Genomic DNA, 17392 nt, shown 5'->3' with positions numbered 1-17392 from the left:
GTGCCCCAGCCCGAGATGCCGCCCGCGCTGCCGCCCGCGAGCCTCGGCGCCCGCCCGGCACCGTTCGCTCCCGATCCCACCAACCGACTCACGTACGACGACGAGGTCTTCCTCCGCTCCGCGACCGTGATCGGTGTCCCGGTCGTGGCCCAGACCGCCTGGAGGTTCCCCACCGAGATCCCGGTCGAGGCGGTCCAGGACCTGGTCGACGAGCTGGCCAAGGGCCCGCTCAACCGCCTCGTCGTACGCCCGAAGGTCATCGGCGCGCGCTCCCGCTGGGTGCCGGCGACGACCGCCGAGCCGGTCCGCCTGCATCCCGACCGGATCAAGCCCGACCAGGTGGTGGGCTGGCTCGACAGCACCGCCGACGAGGTACCGTTCGACCCGGTGAAGGGCCCGCTGTGGGCGTACTTCATGGCCTACACCACCGACGGCGGCACGGTCGTGGCCTACAACGCCTCCCACATCGTCTGCGACGGCGGGATGAAGCTCGGCGCCGTGATCGCGGCCGTACGCCGCCAGCACCTGCCGCGCCTCCCCGCCTCCGAAGCGGAGCGCGAGGTGACCCGCAAGGACGACCGGCGCGACGCGCGCACGATGGCACGCGCCGCCGTTCGCGGCCTCCGGGAAGCCCGGAAGGCCGGGAAGGTCCCCGAGCTGGAGGCCCAGTCCTCCGAGAAGCGGCCGCTGCCCGGCCCGCAGGCCGACGACGACGTCGTCCACGAGGTCGCCAACGCCTCTGCCGACTGCCCCGTCGAGGAGTGGAACGCGGCCGCGGAGCGGGCCGGTGGCACCTCCAACGCGCTGCAGGTCGCGATCTCGGTCGAGGTGCTCCTCGAGGCCGGGATCGTACGCCCCGGCGAGCCGGTCAAGATGTCGCTGCCCGTCTCGATGCGCGGCCAGGGTGACCTGCGCTCCAACGCCACCTCGGGCATCTCGATCGCGGTCGAGACAGAGGTGCGCGACGGCGTCGGCCGGGTCACCGACCTGGCTCACATCCGGGAGCGGTCGAAGAGGGAGTTCTCAGCGCTCTTCAAGGGCACCCGCCCCGACCCGATCGCCCACATCGCGCCGCTGGCCCAGATGATCCCGGACAAGCTCGCCAAGCCGCTGCTCAAGGGGGTCGTCACGCCGCTGGGTCTCGCCTCCAACCTGGGCCGGCCCGACCCCGACTTCGTGGCGCCGTTCGGCGTGGCCGCCGACTCGATCGTCTTCCGCGCCCTCGCGCTCGGCGCGACCCGCGGCGAGCTGCGCCGGATGCGGGGCGGGGTGACGTCGTGGTGGTGCGAGGTGGGCGATACCTGCACCTTCGGCATCCGCGCGCTCGACCCCGACGCGGTCCCCGACTCCGAGCGGCTGAAGGAGATCGTGACCACCGTGTACGGACGCTGGGGCCTGGTGCCGACCTTCTGGTGAGAGGATGCGGTCATGACGATCGACGTACTCGGTGAGCCCTACACCGTGGAGACCATCGAGCTCGCGGACGACTTCGAGGGCACGGTCGTGGCCACGCTGGTCAAGCGGCCGGCCGACGGCGACGCCAAGGGCGCCGTCCTCTACGTCCACGGCTTCTCCGACTACTTCTTCCAGAAGGAGTACGCCGAGTGGTGGACCGCGCGCGGCTACGACTTCTACGGCCTCGACCTGCGCAAGTACGGTCGCTCGTTGCGGGAGCACCAGTCGGGGACGTACGTCGGTGATCTGGTCGAGTACTTCGATGAGATCGACGCCGCCTGGGAGCGGATCACCGAGCGCGACGGCCACTCGCACATCATGCTCAGCGCCCACTCCACCGGCGGCCTCACGGTCTCGCTGTGGGCCGACGACCGCCAGCCCGACGCCCTGGCCGGGATGGTGCTCAACTCCCCGTGGCTCGACCTGCAGGGCTCGTTCCTGCTGCGCGGGGTCGCCAGCCCGGTGGTGCGCCGGATCGGACACCGGGCGCCGATGCGCGAGATCGGCCGCGACGTGAACGGCTTCTACACCATGTCGCTCCACGTCGACCACGACGGCGAGTGGGAGTTCGACCTCGGTCTCAAGCCGGTCGGCTCCAACCCGATCCGGCTCGGCTGGCTCAAGGCGATCCGCGACGGCCACGCCCGGCTCCATCGCGGCCTGGATGTGAAGGCGCCCGTGCTGGTGCTCTCCTCCGACCGCTCCAGCAGGCCGAGGGCGATGGGCGAGCTCGTCCACTCCACCGACATCGTGCTCGACGTACGCCAGATCCGCCGCTGGTCGACCGCCATCGGCAGCCACGTCACCTACATCGCGGTCCCCGGGGCGAAGCACGACGTGATCCTGTCGCGCCCCGACGTCCGCAAGCAGGCCTACGCCGAGATCGAGCGGTGGCTGGCGGCGTACGGCGTCTGAGCCGGGTCAGTCGAGGGTCGTCTTCGGGCCCTTGAACCACCTCCGCGCCGAGAGCCTCCACCACAGGCCGAGGACGACCAGGGAGCCGACCGTGAGGATCGGCGCGTAGTTGACCGACGCCCAGGAGAAGTCGTCGCTGGTGATCCATCCGGACGGCACGAACGGCAGGATGAAGTAGACCGAGATGATCGCGATCTCGGCGACGGCGACCAGGTTGAGCCACTTGTAGTGCCGGCCGAGGGTCCACTGCCCGGTCTCGAAGGAGTCCCCGGCCCGCCAGCGCAGGAAGATCGGGATCGCGAAGGCGAGGTAGAGGCCGATCACCGCGACCGAGGTGATCGCATAGAAGGCCAGCGGGATGCCGCCGACGCCCCACAGCGCGGGGAGCGTGATGACCGCGCCGACGACCGCCACCAGGAGCACCGCGTTCACCGGGACCTTCCTGGTCGGGCTGACCTTCGCCCACAGCGAGGAGCCGGGCACCGCGCCGTCGCGCGCGAAGGCGTACGTCATCCGGGACGCGCTGGTGAGACAGGCGGTGGCGCAGAAGAGCTGCCCGGCGGTGGAGATCAGCAGCACCACGAAGTGCCAGGAGTCGGGCAGCGCCTGACCGAAGATCACGTCGACCGCGCCACCGCCCGCGCTGACGCCCTCGGGGTCCTGAACCGCGAAGAGGAAGGCCAGCAGCAGGACGTACCCACCGACCGCGGAGTAGAAGATCGAGCGCCAGATGCCCTTCGCGGCGCCGTCGGCGGCACCCTGGGTCTCCTCGGACAGGTGCGCGGAGGCGTCGAACCCGGTGATCGTGTACTGCGTCAGCAGGAACCCGAGCGGGAGCACGAGAAACCAGTACTTCGCGTCGGCGTAGCCGGAGTTGTTGATCCGCTCGGTGAAGACATAGGCGAAGCTCTGGTGGTCGTCCGGGACGATGACCAGCACCAGGACCACGATCGCGGCCCCGGCGACGTGCCACCACACCGAGATGTTGTTGATGATGGCCAGCAGATGGCTGGAGTAGATGTTGGCGAGCGCCGCCAGCACCAGGATCGCCAGGAAGATCAGGTAGACCCGGCCCAGGGTGTAGCCCTCGGCCCAGCTCGCGCTCAGGGTCGAGAGGGTGAGGTCGAGGAAGGTGGCGGCGCCGTACGCGACGCTCGCGGTCACTGCGAGCAGCCCGATCAGGTTGAGCCACCCGGTGAAGAAGCCGGCGGCTGGGCCGCCGAGCTTGGCCGCCCACCAGTAGATGCCACCCGAGGTCGGGTACGCCGAGACCAGCTCGGACATGGTGAAGCCGATGATCAGGATGAACGCGGAGATGATCGGCCAGCCCCACGAGATGGCCACCGGTCCGCCGTTGTTCCAGGCCTGGCCGAACGTGGTGAAGCAACCGGCCAGGATCGAGATGATCGAGAACGAGATGGCGAAGTTCGAGAACCCCGACCAGGTGCGGGCCAGCTCCTGCTTGTAGCCGAGCCGGGCGAGATGTGCTTCGTCGTCGAGCTGGGCCGGCTCGACGGTTTCAGGTGCCTCAGGCATGGCACGCCTCCGGAATTCGTGGGGGTGGATGTGCCTGAGGCTAGAAACGGTCCGTGGCGGTCGTGGTCGCGCCAGGTAACGGCGCTGTGAAAGATCCATCCTTGAGCACCACCCCGGTCGCGCCGAGCGCCCGGGCGCCGGCGACCAGGCTGGCGATGGTGCGCGCGGCGGTCGCATGGTCCAGACCGTGCGGTGGGCGGATGTTGGAGACGCAGTTGCGGGCGGAGTCGAGCACGCCCGGCCGTGGGTCCCAGGTGAGGTAGGCGCCCAGCGAGTCGCTGGACGAGAGCCCCGGCCGCTCCCCGATCAGCACCAGGACCAGCCGCGCGCCCAGCGCCCGGCCGATGTGGTCGCCCAGCGCCACCCGGGCCTGGGTCGCGACCACCGGCGCGGCGAGGGTCGTGGCGCCGTCGAGGAGCGGGACCAGGTGCTCCAGGAGCGGAACCGCGTGCTTCGCCACCGCCTCGGCGGAGAGGCCGTCGGCGACGACGACCGCGATCTCGGCCCCGATCGGTCCGAGCTCCAGGTCGTTGCCGGGCACCCGGCCGAGGTCCGGCCGGGTCAGGTAGGTGGCCCGGTCCGGCGCCGCGGAGGCGACCACCATCGGCGTACCCAGTCCCAGGCCGGCGAGCGCCTCGACCAGCGTGTCTACGTCGAGCGGGAGATGGACCGCGTCGCGGGCGGATGCGTGGGCTGCTCCGAAGGAGAGGACCTCGGCAGTGGGCAGGGCGTTGCCCGCGCGGCCGAGACCGATCCGCGCCGGCGTCGCACGTCGCAGCGGCTCCCAAAAGTCGCTCATCGGGCCAGCTCCTTCAGAACCGTGGCGGCCGGGTCGATGTCGCGTACGGAACCGTCCGGGTCGAGCAGACCCGCCGAGGCCAGCCACTCCTCGAGCTCGGGAGCAGGGCGTTTGCCGAGGACCTGGCGGACGTAGAGGGCGTCGTGGAAGGAGGTCGACTGGTAGCCGAGCATGACGTCGTCGGCGCCGGGGACGGCCATGACGTACGTGCACCCGGCGATGCCGAGCAGGGTGAGCAGGTTGTCCATGTCGTCGGAGTCGGCCTCGGCATGGTTGGTGTAGCAGACGTCGACGCCCATCGGCACGCCCAGCACCTTGCCGCAGAAGTGGTCCTCGAGCCCGGCGCGGATGATCTGCTTGCCGTCGTAGAGGTACTCGGGTCCGATGAAGCCGACCACCGTGTTGACCAGGAACGGCCGGAACGCCCGCGCCACCCCGTACGCCCTGGCCTCCAGGGTCTGCTGGTCGACCGGCCTGCCACCACTGCCGAGATGGGCACCGGTGGAGAGCGCCGAACCCTGGCCGGTCTCGAAGTACATGACCTCCTTCCCCACGGTGCCGCGCTCCAGCGACCGGGCCGCCTCGTCAGCCTCGGCCAGCATCGCCAGGGTCACCCCGAAGCCCTCGTTGGCACCCTGGGTGCCGCCGATCGACTGGAACGGCAGGTCGACCGGCAGCCCCGCCTCGATCAGGTCGATCGTGGTGGTGACGTGGGTCAGGACGCAGCTCTGCGTCGGGATCTCGTAGCGGAGACGTACGTCATCGACGAGCCGGAGCAGGTCGGCGACCGTACGCGGGTTGTCGGAGGCCGGGTTGATGCCGATCAGCGCGTCCCCGGACCCCAGGAGCAGGCCGTCCAGGATCGAGGCCGCGATGGCGCCCGGATCGTCGGTGGGATGGTTGGGCTGCAGCCGGGTCGCCAGGCGCCCCCGCAGGCCCATCGTCGTGCGGAAGCCGGTCACCACCTCGGTCGCCGCCGCCACCGCGATGAGGTCCTGGTTGCGCATGATCTTGGAGACCGCCGCCACCATCTCAGGGGTCAGCCCCGGCGCGACGGCGGTCAGCGCGGCGGTGTCCCGCCGCGCGGCGGCGTCGAGCAGCCACTCCCGGAGAGCCCCGACGGTCAGCCCGCTGACCTGCGCGAACGCGTCCTTGTCGTGCGTCTCCAGGATCAGCCGGGTGACGTCGTCGGACTCGGCCGGAACCACCTGCTCCTCGAGGAAGACGCTCAGCGGCAGGTCGGCGAGCACCATCCGCGCCGCGACCCGCTCGGTGTCGGACCCTGCAGCGCATCCGGCCAGGACGTCGCCGGAGCGCAGCGGCGTCGCCCGCGCCAGCACCTCCACCAGACCGTCGAACTCGAAGCCGTGCCCGTGGAGACTCTGCCGGTATCGCATGAGACCAACGGTAGAGCCGCAATATTTCCACGGCGTGAGGCGCGGGCGTCGCGGGGGCATGACGGGCCACAGGCACGGAACAACTCCCGAACCGAGCCGACACAACCAATCCAGAACTCGTTTTCAATCGGCAGCCGCGCCACCCCGGTGAACGGAAGGCAAAGACAGTGCGCGTTAGGGTGCTGTGGTCCCGAACCCAACCGGAAGGACAACAGTGTGACTTCTGAGAAGAAGACAGACAGTCCGAAATCCGCCAACCAGAATCCCTCTGGGCACAACCCCTCTGGCCTCATCAAGTCTCCCACGGGCGAAGTCGTCCCGCACCCCGCGCTGGACCTGCCGATCTCGAGCGAACAGGACCAACGCAAGGGAATCGACTGGGTGGTCTTCGGCATCGCGGCGGCCATCGCCATCGCGTTCATGGCCTGGGGCTTCATCAACACCGACGGCATGGGCAAGGTCGCCGGCGACGCCCTCACCTGGGTGCTGGACAAGGCCGGCTGGGTCTTCGTCCTGACCGCCAGCGGCTTCGTCATCTACATCATCTGGCTCGCCGTCAGTAAGTACGGCAACATCCCCTTGGGCCGTGACGACGAGAAGCCGGAGTTCAAGACGGCTTCCTGGATCGCGATGATGTTCAGCGCCGGAATGGGCATCGGTCTGATGTTCTACGGCGTCAGCGAGCCCATCTCGCACTTCGTCACTCCGCCGCCGGGCACCGGCGAGGCGGGCAACCCCGAGGCCATCCAGCACGCGATGGCGACCACGATGTTCCACTGGACGCTGCACCCGTGGGCGATCTACGCGGTCGTGGGTCTGGCGATCGGCTACGGCGCCTACCGCAAGGGCCGCGTCAGCCTGATCTCCTCGGCCTTCACGCCGCTGCTCGGCAAGAAGACAGTCGAGGGTCCGGCAGGCAAGGCGATCGACATCTTCGCGATCTTCGCGACCCTGTTCGGCTCCGCCACCTCGCTCGGCACGGGCGCGATCCAGATCGAGAGCGGCCTGCAGATCGTGGCCGGGCTCGGCGAGGTCGGCAACAACGTCCTCATCGGGATCATCGCGGTCCTGACGGTCTGCTTCGTGATCTCCGCCGTCTCGGGTGTGGCCAAGGGCATCCAGTGGCTCTCCAACATCAACATGGTGCTGGCCCTGCTCCTGGCACTGTTCCTCTTCGTGGTCGGCCCGACGGTCTTCATCCTCGACCTGATCCCGACCTCGCTCGGCACCTACATCGGCGACCTCGCCCAGATGTCGGCCCGCACCGGTGTCGGCGGCGAGGAGACCTCCGCGTGGCTCGGTTCCTGGACCGTCTTCTACTGGGCCTGGTGGATCTCCTGGACGCCGTTCGTCGGCATGTTCATCGCGCGGATCTCGCGTGGGCGCACCATCCGGCAGTTCGTCGCCGGCGTGCTCCTCGTCCCGAGCGCCGTCAGCGTGATCTGGTTCTGCATCATGGGCGGCACCGCCATCGACCTGCAGCGTGACGGCACCGTCGACATCGCCGGTCTCGGCGGGGTCGAGTCGCAGCTGTTCACCACGCTCGACCAGTTCCCGCTGGCCACCGTGATGAGCATCCTGGTCATGGTCCTGGTGGCGATCTTCTTCGTCTCCGGCGCCGACGCGGCCTCGATCGTGATGGGCACCCTCTCCGAGCGTGGCGCCGAGGAGCCGAGCCGGCCGACGGTGGTCTTCTGGGGTGTCGCGACAGGTGTCGTGGCCATCCTGGGTCTGATCGCCGGTGGTGCGGATGCGTTGTCAGGTCTGCAGACGATCACGATCGTGGCGGCACTTCCGTTCGTGGTGATCATGGTCGGGCTGGCGGTCTCGCTGCAGCGCGACCTGGCCCATGACCCGCTGATCGTGCGTGGTCAGTACGCCGCGGAGGCGGTCGAGCAGGCCGTCATCACCGGCGTCACCGAGCATGGTGACGACTTCGCGCTCGCGGTCGTCGAGGACGACCACAGCAACGGCGGCGAGCCGGCCTCGGCCGACGGCACCGCCACCGCGGTTCCTGCCGACAAGGCCTGATAAGACACGGCAGCTGATGGCGGGGTCCTCCGGGACCCCGCCATCAGTCGTCTGTCAGCGGGGTCCCGGCGTAGGTCTCCAGGGTGACGAACTCCTCGACCGGCTGCCTGCGCAGCCTGGTGAGCTGCTTGACCGGCTTGCCCAGTGGGACGACCGCGGCGACGGCGTAGCCCTCAGGGGCGCCGAGCAGCTCGAGCACCGCTGGCTCCTCGGCGACCACCATCGTGGTGATCACCCCACCGAAGCCCTCGTTGCGGGCCGCGAGGAGCGTGTTCCACACCAGCGGATAGACCGAGGCGCCGGAGATGACTCCCACCCGGTCCAGCTGGGAGTCGATGGAGGCGACCGCGCCGAGGTCGACGAGGAAGACGAGCACCGCCGGAGCCGTACGCAGTGGCTCGGTCATCGCGTGCGGGACCCGGGTCGCGGCGATCTGCTCGTCGGTCACTGCTGTCGGGTGCACCGTGTTCCACGGCATCTCCCCCGCCTTCTGCTGCGCCATGTACCTGCGGGCGCCCGTCGCGGTCAGCTCGACCAGACGCTCGCGGGTCTCCTGGCTGCGTACGACCACGACGTGGCCGCCCTGCCGGTTGCCGCCGGAGGGCGCGAACCGGGCGTTGTCGAGGATCCTGGCGAGGATCTCGTCGGGCAGCGGGTCGTCGGTGAAGTCGCGTACGGCATGGGTGGTCCGCATCGCCTCGTAGAGCTCCATGGCTCCATCCCAGCAGACTCAGCCCAGGCTCAGCCCACCAGGAAGGCGACCAGCGCGGTGATACCGACCACGACGATCACACCACGGAGCACGTTGGGCGGCAGCCGGCGGCCGATCCTGGCACCCAGCAGACCACCGATCGTCGCGCCGACGGCGATCAGGGCGGCGATCTTCCAGTCGACGTCGGCAACGAGGGCGAAGATGAGCCCGGAGATGCCGTTGGTGATGGCGACCAGGACGTTCTTGAGCCCGTTGAGACGCTGCAGCGTCTCGGCGACCCCGATGCCGATGATCGCGATCATCAGCACGCCCTGAGCGGCACCGAAGTAACCGCCGTAGACGCCGAGCATCGCGATCGCCGGCCAGACCCACCAGCGCTCGCTACCATCGTCGGGCAGGTCGCCGTGCCGTTTGGCGACCCAGCGGGAGATGCGCGGGCCGGTGATCACCAGGACCACACCGAGCCCGATCAGCACCGGGACGATCGCCTCGAAGGCACCCGGCGGAAGCACCAGCAGCAGGATCCCGCCGACCGCGCCACCGATGAGGGCCGCGACCCCGAGCCGCAGGATCCGTCCGCGCTGCCCGGAGAGCTCGCGACGATAGCCCCAGGCACCGGCCAGCGAGCCCGGCACCAGGCCGATCGTGTTGGACACGTTGGCGACGACCGGAGGTACGCCGAAGGCCAGCAGCGTCGGGAACGTGATCAGCGTCCCCGAACCGACGGCAGCATTGATGGTGCCCGCCCCCACCCCGGCGATCAGGATGAGGGCGGACTGAAGTGGATCCACCTAGGCGGTCGGCTCGGCAGGAGGCTTCGGCCGGTTGGGGGCCTCGGCCTGCTTGGCCTCGGCGAGCGCCTCCTGGACGGCCGCGGCCGCGGAGGACTGCTCGAGGTCGACCGTCGGCTCGGCCGAACCCATGTCGACGCGCTTTACGGGGCCCTCGACCTCGTCCGGGATGCCCTGGAGGCTGTTCATCGTCGAGCCGAGGCCCTCGAGAGCCTTGCCGATCTCGCTCGGGACGATCCACACCTTGTTGGCATCGCCCTCGGCGATCTTCGGCATCATCTGGAGGTACTGGTAGGCCAGCAGCGACTGGTCGGGACGACCGTCGTGGATCGCCTGGAAGACGGTCTGGATGGCCTGGCCCTCACCCTGGGCGCGCAGGATCGCGGCCTCACGGTCGGCCTGCGCCGCGAGGATCTGCGACTCGCGCTGACCCTCGGCGTTGAGGATGGCGGACTGCTTGTTTCCCTCGGCGGAGAGGATCGCGGACTGGCGCTGACCCTCGGCGGTGAGGATCGCGGCGCGCTTGTCGCGGTCGGCGCGCATCTGCTTCTCCATCGCGTCCTTGATGGACATGGGCGGGTCGATCGACTTGATCTCGACGCGCTTGACCTTGATGCCCCAGCGGCCGGTGGCCTCGTCCAGGACGATCGAGAGACCGGAGTTGATCTGCTCGCGGCTGGTCAGCGTCTCCTCCAGGGTCATGCCACCGACGATGTTGCGCAGGGTGGTCATGGTGAGCTGCTCGACGGCCTGGATGTAGTTGGCGATCTCGTACGTCGCCGCCACCGGGTCGTTGACCTGGAAGTAGATGACCGTGTCGATCGAGACGGTCAGGTTGTCCTCCGTGATCACCGGCTGCGGTGCGAACGCTACGACCTGCTCGCGCATGTCGATCATGTAGCGCACCTTGTCGACGAACGGGATCACGGCGTTCAGGCCGGGGTCACGCTTCGACTGGAACTTGCCGAAGCGCTCCACGATGCCGACCCGCGCCTGCGGGATGATCTTGATCGTCTTGGCCAGCGTGGTGATCACCAGCACCGCCAAGATGACCAGAAGGGCCAGGATGATGCCACCCATTGCCAATCAGTCCTTGTCTATTCGTTGTGCGTCAGGTTGCCCGGAAACTACGGAGTCCCGAGCTCCGGAAGAGGATGGACGTACGCCGTCGCTCCTCTGATCTCGAGCACCTCGACCGGCGTGCCGGCCGCGATCACGAGCGTCTCGTCATACGGCTGAGCGGTCCAGAGCTCGCCGTCGAGCTTGAGCTGCCCAGGCTTGTGGGCGCTGATCTCGACGGGCGAGATGGCCTGGACGCCGATCAGCTTCTGCGCGCCGATCTGGATCTCCGGGCCGTTGTGGAGCCGCCTGGCCAGCCCCGGGCGTACGACCGCGAGCATGGAGACCGAGACCACCAGCGCGACGATCGCCTGGATCACGAAGCTGTCGGTGAACGCGCCGGTCAACGCGCCCGCGAAGGCGCCGGTGGCGAGCATCAGCAGGATCAGGTCGAGGCTGAAGAGCTCTCCGACGACGAGCAGCGCTCCGAGTGCCGTCCAGATCGCCCAGTCCCAGTCCTGCCAGTCCATGGCGCCACCCTAGCGGCACAGTGTTCGTCACGTGGGGATGTTTTCGCACCGGCGTGCGCACCGGAAATCAGTCGCGTCGTTCCGACGACTACCGGTAGCGTTCCGCATCCCCCAGGAGCCGAGTTCCTGGGCTTCGATCCGGGCGAATCTTTCGGGAAGGTGCATGCATGGGGATGACGATCCCGGCCGAGCTGGACTATGTCCTCGATCTGCTCGGCTACGAGTGGCCGAACGTCGATGAGGATGCGGTCCGCGACGCCGCACATCTGGTTCGGGAGCTCGAGGCTGATGTGCGAGACACGCTGGATCGGCTCGAATCTCGGATGATCGAGCTTCAGGAGGGAGCCAAGTCGAAGTCGGTCAACGCACTGATCCAGGCGTACGCCGACAACCGCACCTCGAATCTCGACCAGTTGCTGGATGCGCTGCCCGAGGTCGCGTCCGGCATCGACATCATGGCGGATGCAGTCGTTGCGCTGAAGGCCAAGGTCATAGCCGAGCTGACCATCACAGCGGCGCAGATCGCCGCCGCCGCGGCCACCGCGGTGGTCACCGCTGGCGCCAGCCTGGTGGCCAACGCGGCGATCATCGCCGCGCGGAAGAAGGCAATCGACATCGCCACCGACATCGCGATGGACGAGCTGATCGGCCAGGTCACATCGATGGTGATCGAACCACTCACCGGCACGATCACCGACTTCGCGACCATGGCCATGGAAGCACCGCTGGTGACCAGCGGTGACGAGGTCGCCGGCATCGAGCTCAGCTTCGACCTCATGGACCAGATCGCCGAGGCCATCGACGACTGTGGCCAAGACCAGCTCGAGATCGGCTACACCTTCGCCGCCCGCCTCTCAGCGCTTCCGCTGTTCGCCTCCTGAGGAGCTCAAGTGTCCGACAAGCTGAACGACGTCGTCGAAGACGTCCGCGAGACCGCGGTACGCACGCTGCGTGATGTCATGGTGAGGCTGGCCGAGCGCAAGCGCAAAGAGGCCGACAACCTCCGCGACAACGCGAACCAGCGACGTGACCAGGACGACGATCTCGCGAACACCGTCCCCCAACGATCGGTGGACTCCCGTGGACGCGTGATCCCCGAAGGCGTCCAGCGGCTGCCCAGCGGGAAGCTGCCCTCGAACTGGCACCACGCCGGAAAGGTCTATGACGGTGACCGCTGGACCGCGGAACTGAAGAGGAAGTACCCGAACGGAGTCCGCTTCACCGACGACGGCTATCCCGACTTCTCGCCCTACGCGGAGAAGACGACGAAGATCACTCCGCACTTCGACGGAAACCACACGACCGACTTCTCCACTGCCGATCGCGCGGCCGGGGTCACCGCGCGCCACCGGCGGGAGAACGAGCTCACCTGGCACCATCACCAGGACGGCACTACGTTGCTCCTCGTACCCAGAGAGATCCATGACGCTGTTCGGCACGCCGGCGGCGTCGCCATCGCGAAAGGACGCTCCTAGTGACGTCACTGACCTATGAGGAAACGTTCCCGGCCGCTCCGGCCAGCAGGTTGGAGGAGCTCGAGCAGCGGCTGGGTGCCCGGCTCCCCGAGCCGTACCGCGCCTACCTGGGCACGCAGGACGGTGGCGCGCTGGAGGGCTACAACAACCACGGCATCGAGATCATCCTTGGGATCGGCGAGGTCCCCAGGTGGTCGAGTCTGTGGCATCTCCTCGACAAGGAGAGCGACGTGCTTCCGGCGGGTTTCATCCCGGTCGGCAGCGACGCCGGCGGCGGTCTGTTCCTGTTGGCCGTAGCAGGGGTCGACCGCGGCTCGGTCTGGCATCAGAGCAGCGAGACCGACGTCGACGCAACAGGTGCGATCAGCCCGGTTTCGCGGGAACGGCTGGCCGACTCGTGGGACGACTTCCTGTCCTCGATCGAGCCGCTCGAGCAGTAGTCGGCGGCCTGCCAGCCCTTCGCGTACGCCGACTCAGCGGGTGTGGCGCGCGCGGCGTTTGGCCCAGTAACGGCCATCGCTCGCCTCGAGCTCGAGCGGCATGCCGAAGGTCTTGGAGAGGTTGGCCGAGGTCAGCGTGTCGTCGATGAGCCCCTGGGCCGTGATCCGGCCGGAGCGCATCATCAGGACATGGCTGAAGCCGGGCGGGATCTCCTCGACGTGGTGGGAGACGAGCACGGTCGCTGGGCTGTCGGGGTCGTAGGCGAGCGTCGAAAGCGTCGAGACGAGGTCCTCGCGGCCGCCCAGGTCGAGCCCGGCGGCGGGCTCGTCCAGGAGCAGCATCTCGGGGTCGACCATCAGCGCCCGGGCCAGCTGGACGCGCTTGCGCTCGCCCTCGGACAGGGTGCCGAACATTCGCTCACCGAGGTGCTTGATGCCGACCTCGATCAGCAGCGCCTGGGCGCGGTCGTGGTCGAGGTCGTCGTAGTGCTCACGCCAGCGCCCCACCACGCCGTACGAGGCGCTCACCACGACATCGCGGACGAGCTCGTGGCGCGGGATCCGGTCGGCCAGCGCGGCGGAGGTGAGGCCGATGCGCGGACGCAGCTCGAAGACGTCGATCCGGCCGATCTGCTCGCCGAGGATCTTCACGACGCCCGACGTCGGGTGGAGCTGGGCCGCGGCGGCCTGGAGCAGCGTGGTCTTGCCTGCGCCGTTGTGGCCGAGGATGACCCAGCGTTCATCCTCCTCGACCACCCAGCTCACAGAGTCGAGAAGGGCATTGCCCCCGCGGCGTACGGTGACGTCGTTGAACTCCAGCACGGCTGCCATGGCGGCAAATCTATCGGCAGGGGTCGGCCGGCTCGGGGTTAGGGTAGGCCGCTGTGAGTGTCGACGAACCCCAGTCGGTTGAGGCCACCCCCGAGGCCCTGCGCGTGGCCTGGTGGGTGACGGCGTGGCTGCGCGGTGAGGCGGTCACCGACCTGGTGCTCGATGCGGTGATCGGGCCCGACGCGACCCACACCGTCAGCGGGCTGGCCATGCTCGGGCTCGGTGGCACCGAGGGGGTCGCGGACACCTTCGTCAGCGGGATGGGACGGCTGCGTACGGAGGGGGCGACCTGTGTCGGGGCCGCTTTCCCTGCCGAGGGCGACCCGGTCGGGCTGGGCGGACCCCGGGCCTTCAACGCGGCCGCGATGGAGGCCGGCGAGGCGGTGGTGAGCGACGCCGGGATCGGGCTCGTGCCGGTCCGGGTCGGCGCGGTCGTCGAGTGGCAGGCGTACCCGGCCGAGCGCCGTCAGCTCCCCGACGTCGGCGAGGCCGACCGGGCCCTCCGGCTCGCACTGACCGAGTCCGCGACCGCGCTCGCCGAGCTCGACGTCGCCCGGTGGCGGCCCGAGGTCGCCGACCGGCTGATGAACCTCCGCCACCGGCCCTCGCTGGCCGGTGCTCCCGGGGTGCCGCCGCGGTGCGTGGAGCTCGCCGCTCGTGGCGTACAGGCCCGGGAGATCGTCGCGGTGGCGCTCGAGGACGAGGGCGGCGCCGTGTCCGCCGCGGAGATGCTGCGGCGGCGAGAGGCCCTGGTCGGCCTCGACCGCGCCGCGCGGAGGGCGCTCACCGCAGCGGGATCGCCCGAGGTGTGGCCGCCGAACTAAGACGCGGGCACCGGCTCCACTATCCTTTGCAGCGATGACCGAGGAATTCGACGCGCTCGAGCGCCGTCCCGACACTCTGCTGATCACCCTCGCCGGAAACGACCGTCCCGGGCTGACCTCGGCCACCCTGGCGACGCTCGCGTTGGCAGGGGTCGACGTGGTCGACCTGGAGCAGATCGTGCTGCGGGCGCGGCTCGTGCTCGGGCTCCTGGTGACCGCGCCGGCCGACGCGGCGAGCACCGACGCGCTCAAGCACGCGATCGAGGAGACCGCCCACGCTCTCGACATGACCGTCGAGATCGAGGAGGGCGTCGGCGACACCCCGCGGGAGCCGTCCGACCGCGCCCGGGTGACGGTGCTGGGACTCCCGCTGAAGGCGGCCGCGCTCGCGTCGGTGACGCGGACGATCGCCTCTGCCGGCGGCAACATCGACCGGATCATCCGGCTGGCACGCTACCCGGTCACCGCCTTCGACCTGCACGTCTCCGGCGCCTCTCCCGACGAGCTGCGCGTCACCCTGGCGGCCGAGGCCGCCGCCCAGGGCGTCGACATCGCGGTCCAGCCCGCCAACCTCGTCCGCCGCGGCATGCGCCTGATCGTCATGGACGTCGACTCGACGCTGATCGACGGCGAGGTGATCGAGATGATCGCCGCCCACGCGGGCTACGAGAAGGAGGTCGCCTCCGTCACCGAGGCGGCCATGCGCGGCGAGCTCGACTTCGAGGACTCGCTCCGGGGGCGGGTGAAGTACCTCAAGGGTGTTCCCGCGACCGCGTTGGACGAGGTGTACGCCGGCCTGCAGCTCAACCCGGGAGCGCGGACGATGGTCCGCACCCTGCGCCGCCTCGGCTACCGCTTCGCCATCGTCTCGGGCGGGTTCTCACAGATCACCGACCGGTTGGCCGCCGACCTCGGCATCCACTACGCCCGCGCCAACGAGCTCGAGATCGTCGACGGCGTACTCACCGGCGAGGTCGTCGGCGAGGTCGTCGACCGGGCCGGCAAGGCCCGCGCGCTTCGAGAGTTCGCCGCCGAGATCGGCATTCCCGAGGCCGCCACCGTCGCCATCGGTGACGGCGCCAACGACCTCGACATGCTCGCCGCCGCCGGCCTCGGCATCGCCTACAACGCCAAGCCCGCAGTACGTTCGGCCGCCGGGACCGCCATCAACGTCCCCTACCTCGACACGATCATGTATCTCCTCGGCATCTCCCGCGAGGAGATCGAGGCCGCCGACGCCGAAGCCGGCATCGTCACCCCCGCCCCGCCCCTCATCTGAGAGCCCGTCGACTCGGCCCTCAGGCGCGCGCGACGTGGAAGGCGGTGACGGAGGCCCCGGCCTCGTCCAGCTCGGACCAGTCACCGTCGTAGGTGAGTACGGCGACGGCGGCGGTCGGGAAGCCGAGGGCGAGCTCGTTGCCGGCCTCGTCGTCGCCCTCGCCGTCGTCGAGGAGCTGCACGAGCGAGAACACGGTCGGGTTGTGACCGATCACCACGACCGTCGAGATGCCTTCATCGACCCCGCGGACGAGGTCGAGGGCGGTGGAGGTGCCAGCGGCGTACAGACCCTGGTCGTACTCCGCCAGCGTCAGGTCCCACGACGCCCCGACCGCGACGTCCTCCCAGGTCTGGGTGGCGCGGTCGGCCGCCGAGACCAGCACGTAGTCCGGGACCACGCCCTGCTCGGCCAACCACGCCCCCGCTGCGACCGCGTCGGCATGGCCGCGCTCGGTCAGCTGGCGCTCGTAGTCGGTGGGTGCCGACGACTCCGCCTTGGCGTGCCGCATGATGACGAGGGTCCGCATGCGGCAACCCTATGGCCTCACGCACCCAGCGAGTGATAGCCCCCGTCGACGTGGATGATCTCGCCGGTGGTCGCCGGGAAGAAGTCCGAGATCAGCGCGCAGACGGCCTTCGCGGTCGGGGCCTGGTCGGTGTTGTCCCAGCCCAGCGGCGCCCGGCTGCCCCAGCCCTCGTCGAGCTCCTCGAAGCCCGGGATCGCCTTGGCGGCGAGGGTCTTGAGCGGACCCGCGGAGACGAGGTTGCAGCGGATCCCGTCGGGACCGAGGTCGCGGGCGAGGTATCGCGAGGTCGACTCGAGCGCGGCCTTGGCGACACCCATCCAGTCGTACGCCGGCCAGGCGATCGTCGCGTCGAAGGTCAGCCCCACGATCGACGAGCCCGGAGACAGGAGCGGCCGGGTCGCCATCGCGAGGGACTTCAGCGAGTAGGCGCTGACCTGGACCGCCTGGGAGACGTCTTCCCAGGGACCGTCGAGGAACTTGCCGCCGAGGAGCGTCTGCGGGTTGCCGTACGCGATCGAGTGGACGACCCCGTCGAGCCGCTCGACGCCCTCGGCCCGGAGCGCGTCGGCGAGGCCGTCGAGGTGCTCCTGGTTGGTCACGTCGAGGTCGAGGACCGGGGGCTCCTCGGGGAGCCGCTTCGCGATCCGCTTGGTGATCGACAGTGCGCGGCCGAAGTTGGAGATCAGGACGCGGGCGCCCTGCTCCTGGGCCACCTTGGCGACCGCGAAGCCGATCGAGGAGTCCATCGTGACCCCTGCGACGAGAACAGTCTTGCCGTCCAACAAACCCATG

Annotated in this window: 18 protein-coding genes; 8 read left to right on the top strand and 10 right to left on the bottom strand. The window is 69.3% G+C overall.

The annotated features are described in order from the left end of the window. A complete protein-coding gene (locus ABZU72_RS24405) occupies positions 1–1416 on the top strand; it encodes a hypothetical protein (protein WP_355021374.1) in 1416 nt (471 codons plus the stop codon). Positions 1417–1428: 12 nt separating this feature from the next. Then, entirely contained in the window at positions 1429–2370 is a 942-nt protein-coding gene (locus tag ABZU72_RS24400) for an alpha/beta hydrolase (RefSeq protein ID WP_355021373.1), read from the top strand. A 6-nt stretch (positions 2371–2376) separates the two neighbouring features. Here the strand turns inward: ABZU72_RS24400 and ABZU72_RS24395 are convergent, their stop codons facing one another. From ABZU72_RS24395 to ABZU72_RS24385, 3 genes are read right to left on the bottom strand one after another with little or no spacing between them, the layout of a single operon-like run. After that, positions 2377–3906 (bottom strand): amino acid permease, encoded by a 1530-nt coding sequence (locus ABZU72_RS24395; RefSeq protein ID WP_355021372.1) that lies wholly within the window; start codon positions 3904–3906, stop codon positions 2377–2379. A gap of 40 nt (positions 3907–3946) precedes the next feature. After that, a complete protein-coding gene (eutC, locus tag ABZU72_RS24390) occupies positions 3947–4705 on the bottom strand; it encodes an ethanolamine ammonia-lyase subunit EutC (RefSeq protein ID WP_355021371.1) in 759 nt (252 codons plus the stop codon). Further along, positions 4702–6102 carry an ethanolamine ammonia-lyase subunit EutB gene (locus ABZU72_RS24385; RefSeq protein ID WP_355021370.1) on the bottom strand — a complete coding sequence of 467 codons (1401 nt, stop codon included), beginning with the start codon at positions 6100–6102 and terminating at the stop codon, positions 4702–4704. Before ABZU72_RS24385 ends, eutC begins: the two co-directional genes overlap by 4 nt. A 216-nt stretch (positions 6103–6318) precedes the next feature. Here ABZU72_RS24385 and ABZU72_RS24380 point away from each other — a divergent pair, with 216 nt between their 5' ends. Further along, positions 6319–8133 (top strand): BCCT family transporter, encoded by a 1815-nt coding sequence (locus tag ABZU72_RS24380; protein ID WP_355021369.1) that lies wholly within the window; start codon positions 6319–6321, stop codon positions 8131–8133. A gap of 43 nt (positions 8134–8176) precedes the next feature. On the opposite strand, the gene ABZU72_RS24375 is transcribed toward ABZU72_RS24380, so the two are convergent. From ABZU72_RS24375 to ABZU72_RS24360, 4 genes are read right to left on the bottom strand one after another with little or no spacing between them, the layout of a single operon-like run. Next, the gene (locus tag ABZU72_RS24375) at positions 8177–8845 is read right to left on the bottom strand and encodes a nitroreductase family protein (RefSeq protein ID WP_355021368.1); all 669 of its coding nucleotides are present in this window, start codon (positions 8843–8845) and stop codon (positions 8177–8179) included. A gap of 29 nt (positions 8846–8874) precedes the next feature. Further along, the gene (locus ABZU72_RS24370; protein WP_355021367.1) at positions 8875–9636 is read right to left on the bottom strand and encodes a sulfite exporter TauE/SafE family protein; all 762 of its coding nucleotides are present in this window, start codon (positions 9634–9636) and stop codon (positions 8875–8877) included. After that, positions 9637–10716: an SPFH domain-containing protein gene (locus tag ABZU72_RS24365; RefSeq protein ID WP_355021366.1), complete on the bottom strand. Its 1080-nt coding sequence runs from the start codon at positions 10714–10716 to the stop codon at positions 9637–9639. It lies immediately after the preceding gene. A 47-nt stretch (positions 10717–10763) separates the two neighbouring features. Then, positions 10764–11225: an NfeD family protein gene (locus tag ABZU72_RS24360; protein WP_355021365.1), complete on the bottom strand. Its 462-nt coding sequence runs from the start codon at positions 11223–11225 to the stop codon at positions 10764–10766. 167 nt (positions 11226–11392) lie between these two features. On the opposite strand from ABZU72_RS24360, the gene ABZU72_RS24355 reads away from it, so the two are divergent. The 3 genes from ABZU72_RS24355 to ABZU72_RS24345 are packed head-to-tail and all read left to right on the top strand — an operon-like array spanning position 11393 to position 13140. Further along, positions 11393–12106, top strand: a complete 714-nt coding sequence (locus tag ABZU72_RS24355; RefSeq protein WP_355021364.1) for a hypothetical protein — start codon at positions 11393–11395, stop codon at positions 12104–12106. Between the two features lie 9 nt (positions 12107–12115). Then, on the top strand, positions 12116–12700 hold the full coding sequence (locus ABZU72_RS24350) for an HNH endonuclease (RefSeq protein WP_355021363.1): 585 nt from the start codon (positions 12116–12118) through the stop codon (positions 12698–12700). After that, complete coding sequence (locus tag ABZU72_RS24345; RefSeq protein ID WP_355021362.1) at positions 12700–13140, top strand: SMI1/KNR4 family protein; 441 nt, start codon at positions 12700–12702, stop codon at positions 13138–13140. Before ABZU72_RS24350 ends, ABZU72_RS24345 begins: the two co-directional genes overlap by 1 nt. A 33-nt stretch (positions 13141–13173) precedes the next feature. On the opposite strand, the gene ABZU72_RS24340 is transcribed toward ABZU72_RS24345, so the two are convergent. After that, positions 13174–13971: an ABC transporter ATP-binding protein gene (locus ABZU72_RS24340; RefSeq protein WP_355021361.1), complete on the bottom strand. Its 798-nt coding sequence runs from the start codon at positions 13969–13971 to the stop codon at positions 13174–13176. Between the two features lie 53 nt (positions 13972–14024). Between ABZU72_RS24340 and ABZU72_RS24335 the strand changes: the two genes are divergently transcribed. Both ABZU72_RS24335 and serB read left to right on the top strand, forming a co-directional pair. Then, positions 14025–14795 (top strand): hypothetical protein, encoded by a 771-nt coding sequence (locus ABZU72_RS24335; protein ID WP_355021360.1) that lies wholly within the window; start codon positions 14025–14027, stop codon positions 14793–14795. 34 nt (positions 14796–14829) lie between these two features. Then, the gene (serB, locus tag ABZU72_RS24330) at positions 14830–16074 is read left to right on the top strand and encodes a phosphoserine phosphatase SerB (protein WP_355021359.1); all 1245 of its coding nucleotides are present in this window, start codon (positions 14830–14832) and stop codon (positions 16072–16074) included. Positions 16075–16093: 19 nt separating this feature from the next. Here the strand turns inward: serB and ABZU72_RS24325 are convergent, their stop codons facing one another. Next, complete coding sequence (locus ABZU72_RS24325; protein ID WP_355021358.1) at positions 16094–16600, bottom strand: histidine phosphatase family protein; 507 nt, start codon at positions 16598–16600, stop codon at positions 16094–16096. A gap of 17 nt (positions 16601–16617) precedes the next feature. Then, positions 16618–17391, bottom strand: coding sequence for an enoyl-ACP reductase FabI (gene fabI, locus ABZU72_RS24320; protein WP_355021357.1), 774 nt, complete (start codon positions 17389–17391; stop codon positions 16618–16620). Between the last annotated feature and the right edge of the window lies 1 nt (position 17392).

Source organism: Nocardioides sp. NPDC004968 (genome assembly GCF_040608935.1).
Classification (GTDB): Bacteria; Actinomycetota; Actinomycetes; order Propionibacteriales; family Nocardioidaceae; genus Nocardioides.
This window is presented reverse-complemented; position numbering and strand designations above follow the sequence as displayed.

Coding starts and splice junctions, on each gene's coding strand:
- fabI (WP_355021357.1), bottom strand. CDS start 17,391: ATGGGTTTGTTGGACGGCAAGACTGTTCTCGTCGCAGGGGTCACGATG.
- ABZU72_RS24340 (WP_355021361.1), bottom strand. CDS start 13,971: ATGGCAGCCGTGCTGGAGTTCAACGACGTCACCGTACGCCGCGGGGGC.
- ABZU72_RS24355 (WP_355021364.1), top strand. CDS start 11,393: ATGGGGATGACGATCCCGGCCGAGCTGGACTATGTCCTCGATCTGCTC.
- ABZU72_RS24385 (WP_355021370.1), bottom strand. CDS start 6,102: ATGCGATACCGGCAGAGTCTCCACGGGCACGGCTTCGAGTTCGACGGT.
- ABZU72_RS24395 (WP_355021372.1), bottom strand. CDS start 3,906: ATGCCTGAGGCACCTGAAACCGTCGAGCCGGCCCAGCTCGACGACGAA.
- ABZU72_RS24325 (WP_355021358.1), bottom strand. CDS start 16,600: ATGCGGACCCTCGTCATCATGCGGCACGCCAAGGCGGAGTCGTCGGCA.
- serB (WP_355021359.1), top strand. CDS start 14,830: ATGACCGAGGAATTCGACGCGCTCGAGCGCCGTCCCGACACTCTGCTG.
- ABZU72_RS24365 (WP_355021366.1), bottom strand. CDS start 10,716: ATGGGTGGCATCATCCTGGCCCTTCTGGTCATCTTGGCGGTGCTGGTG.
- ABZU72_RS24360 (WP_355021365.1), bottom strand. CDS start 11,225: ATGGACTGGCAGGACTGGGACTGGGCGATCTGGACGGCACTCGGAGCG.
- ABZU72_RS24375 (WP_355021368.1), bottom strand. CDS start 8,845: ATGGAGCTCTACGAGGCGATGCGGACCACCCATGCCGTACGCGACTTC.
- ABZU72_RS24400 (WP_355021373.1), top strand. CDS start 1,429: ATGACGATCGACGTACTCGGTGAGCCCTACACCGTGGAGACCATCGAG.
- eutC (WP_355021371.1), bottom strand. CDS start 4,705: ATGAGCGACTTTTGGGAGCCGCTGCGACGTGCGACGCCGGCGCGGATC.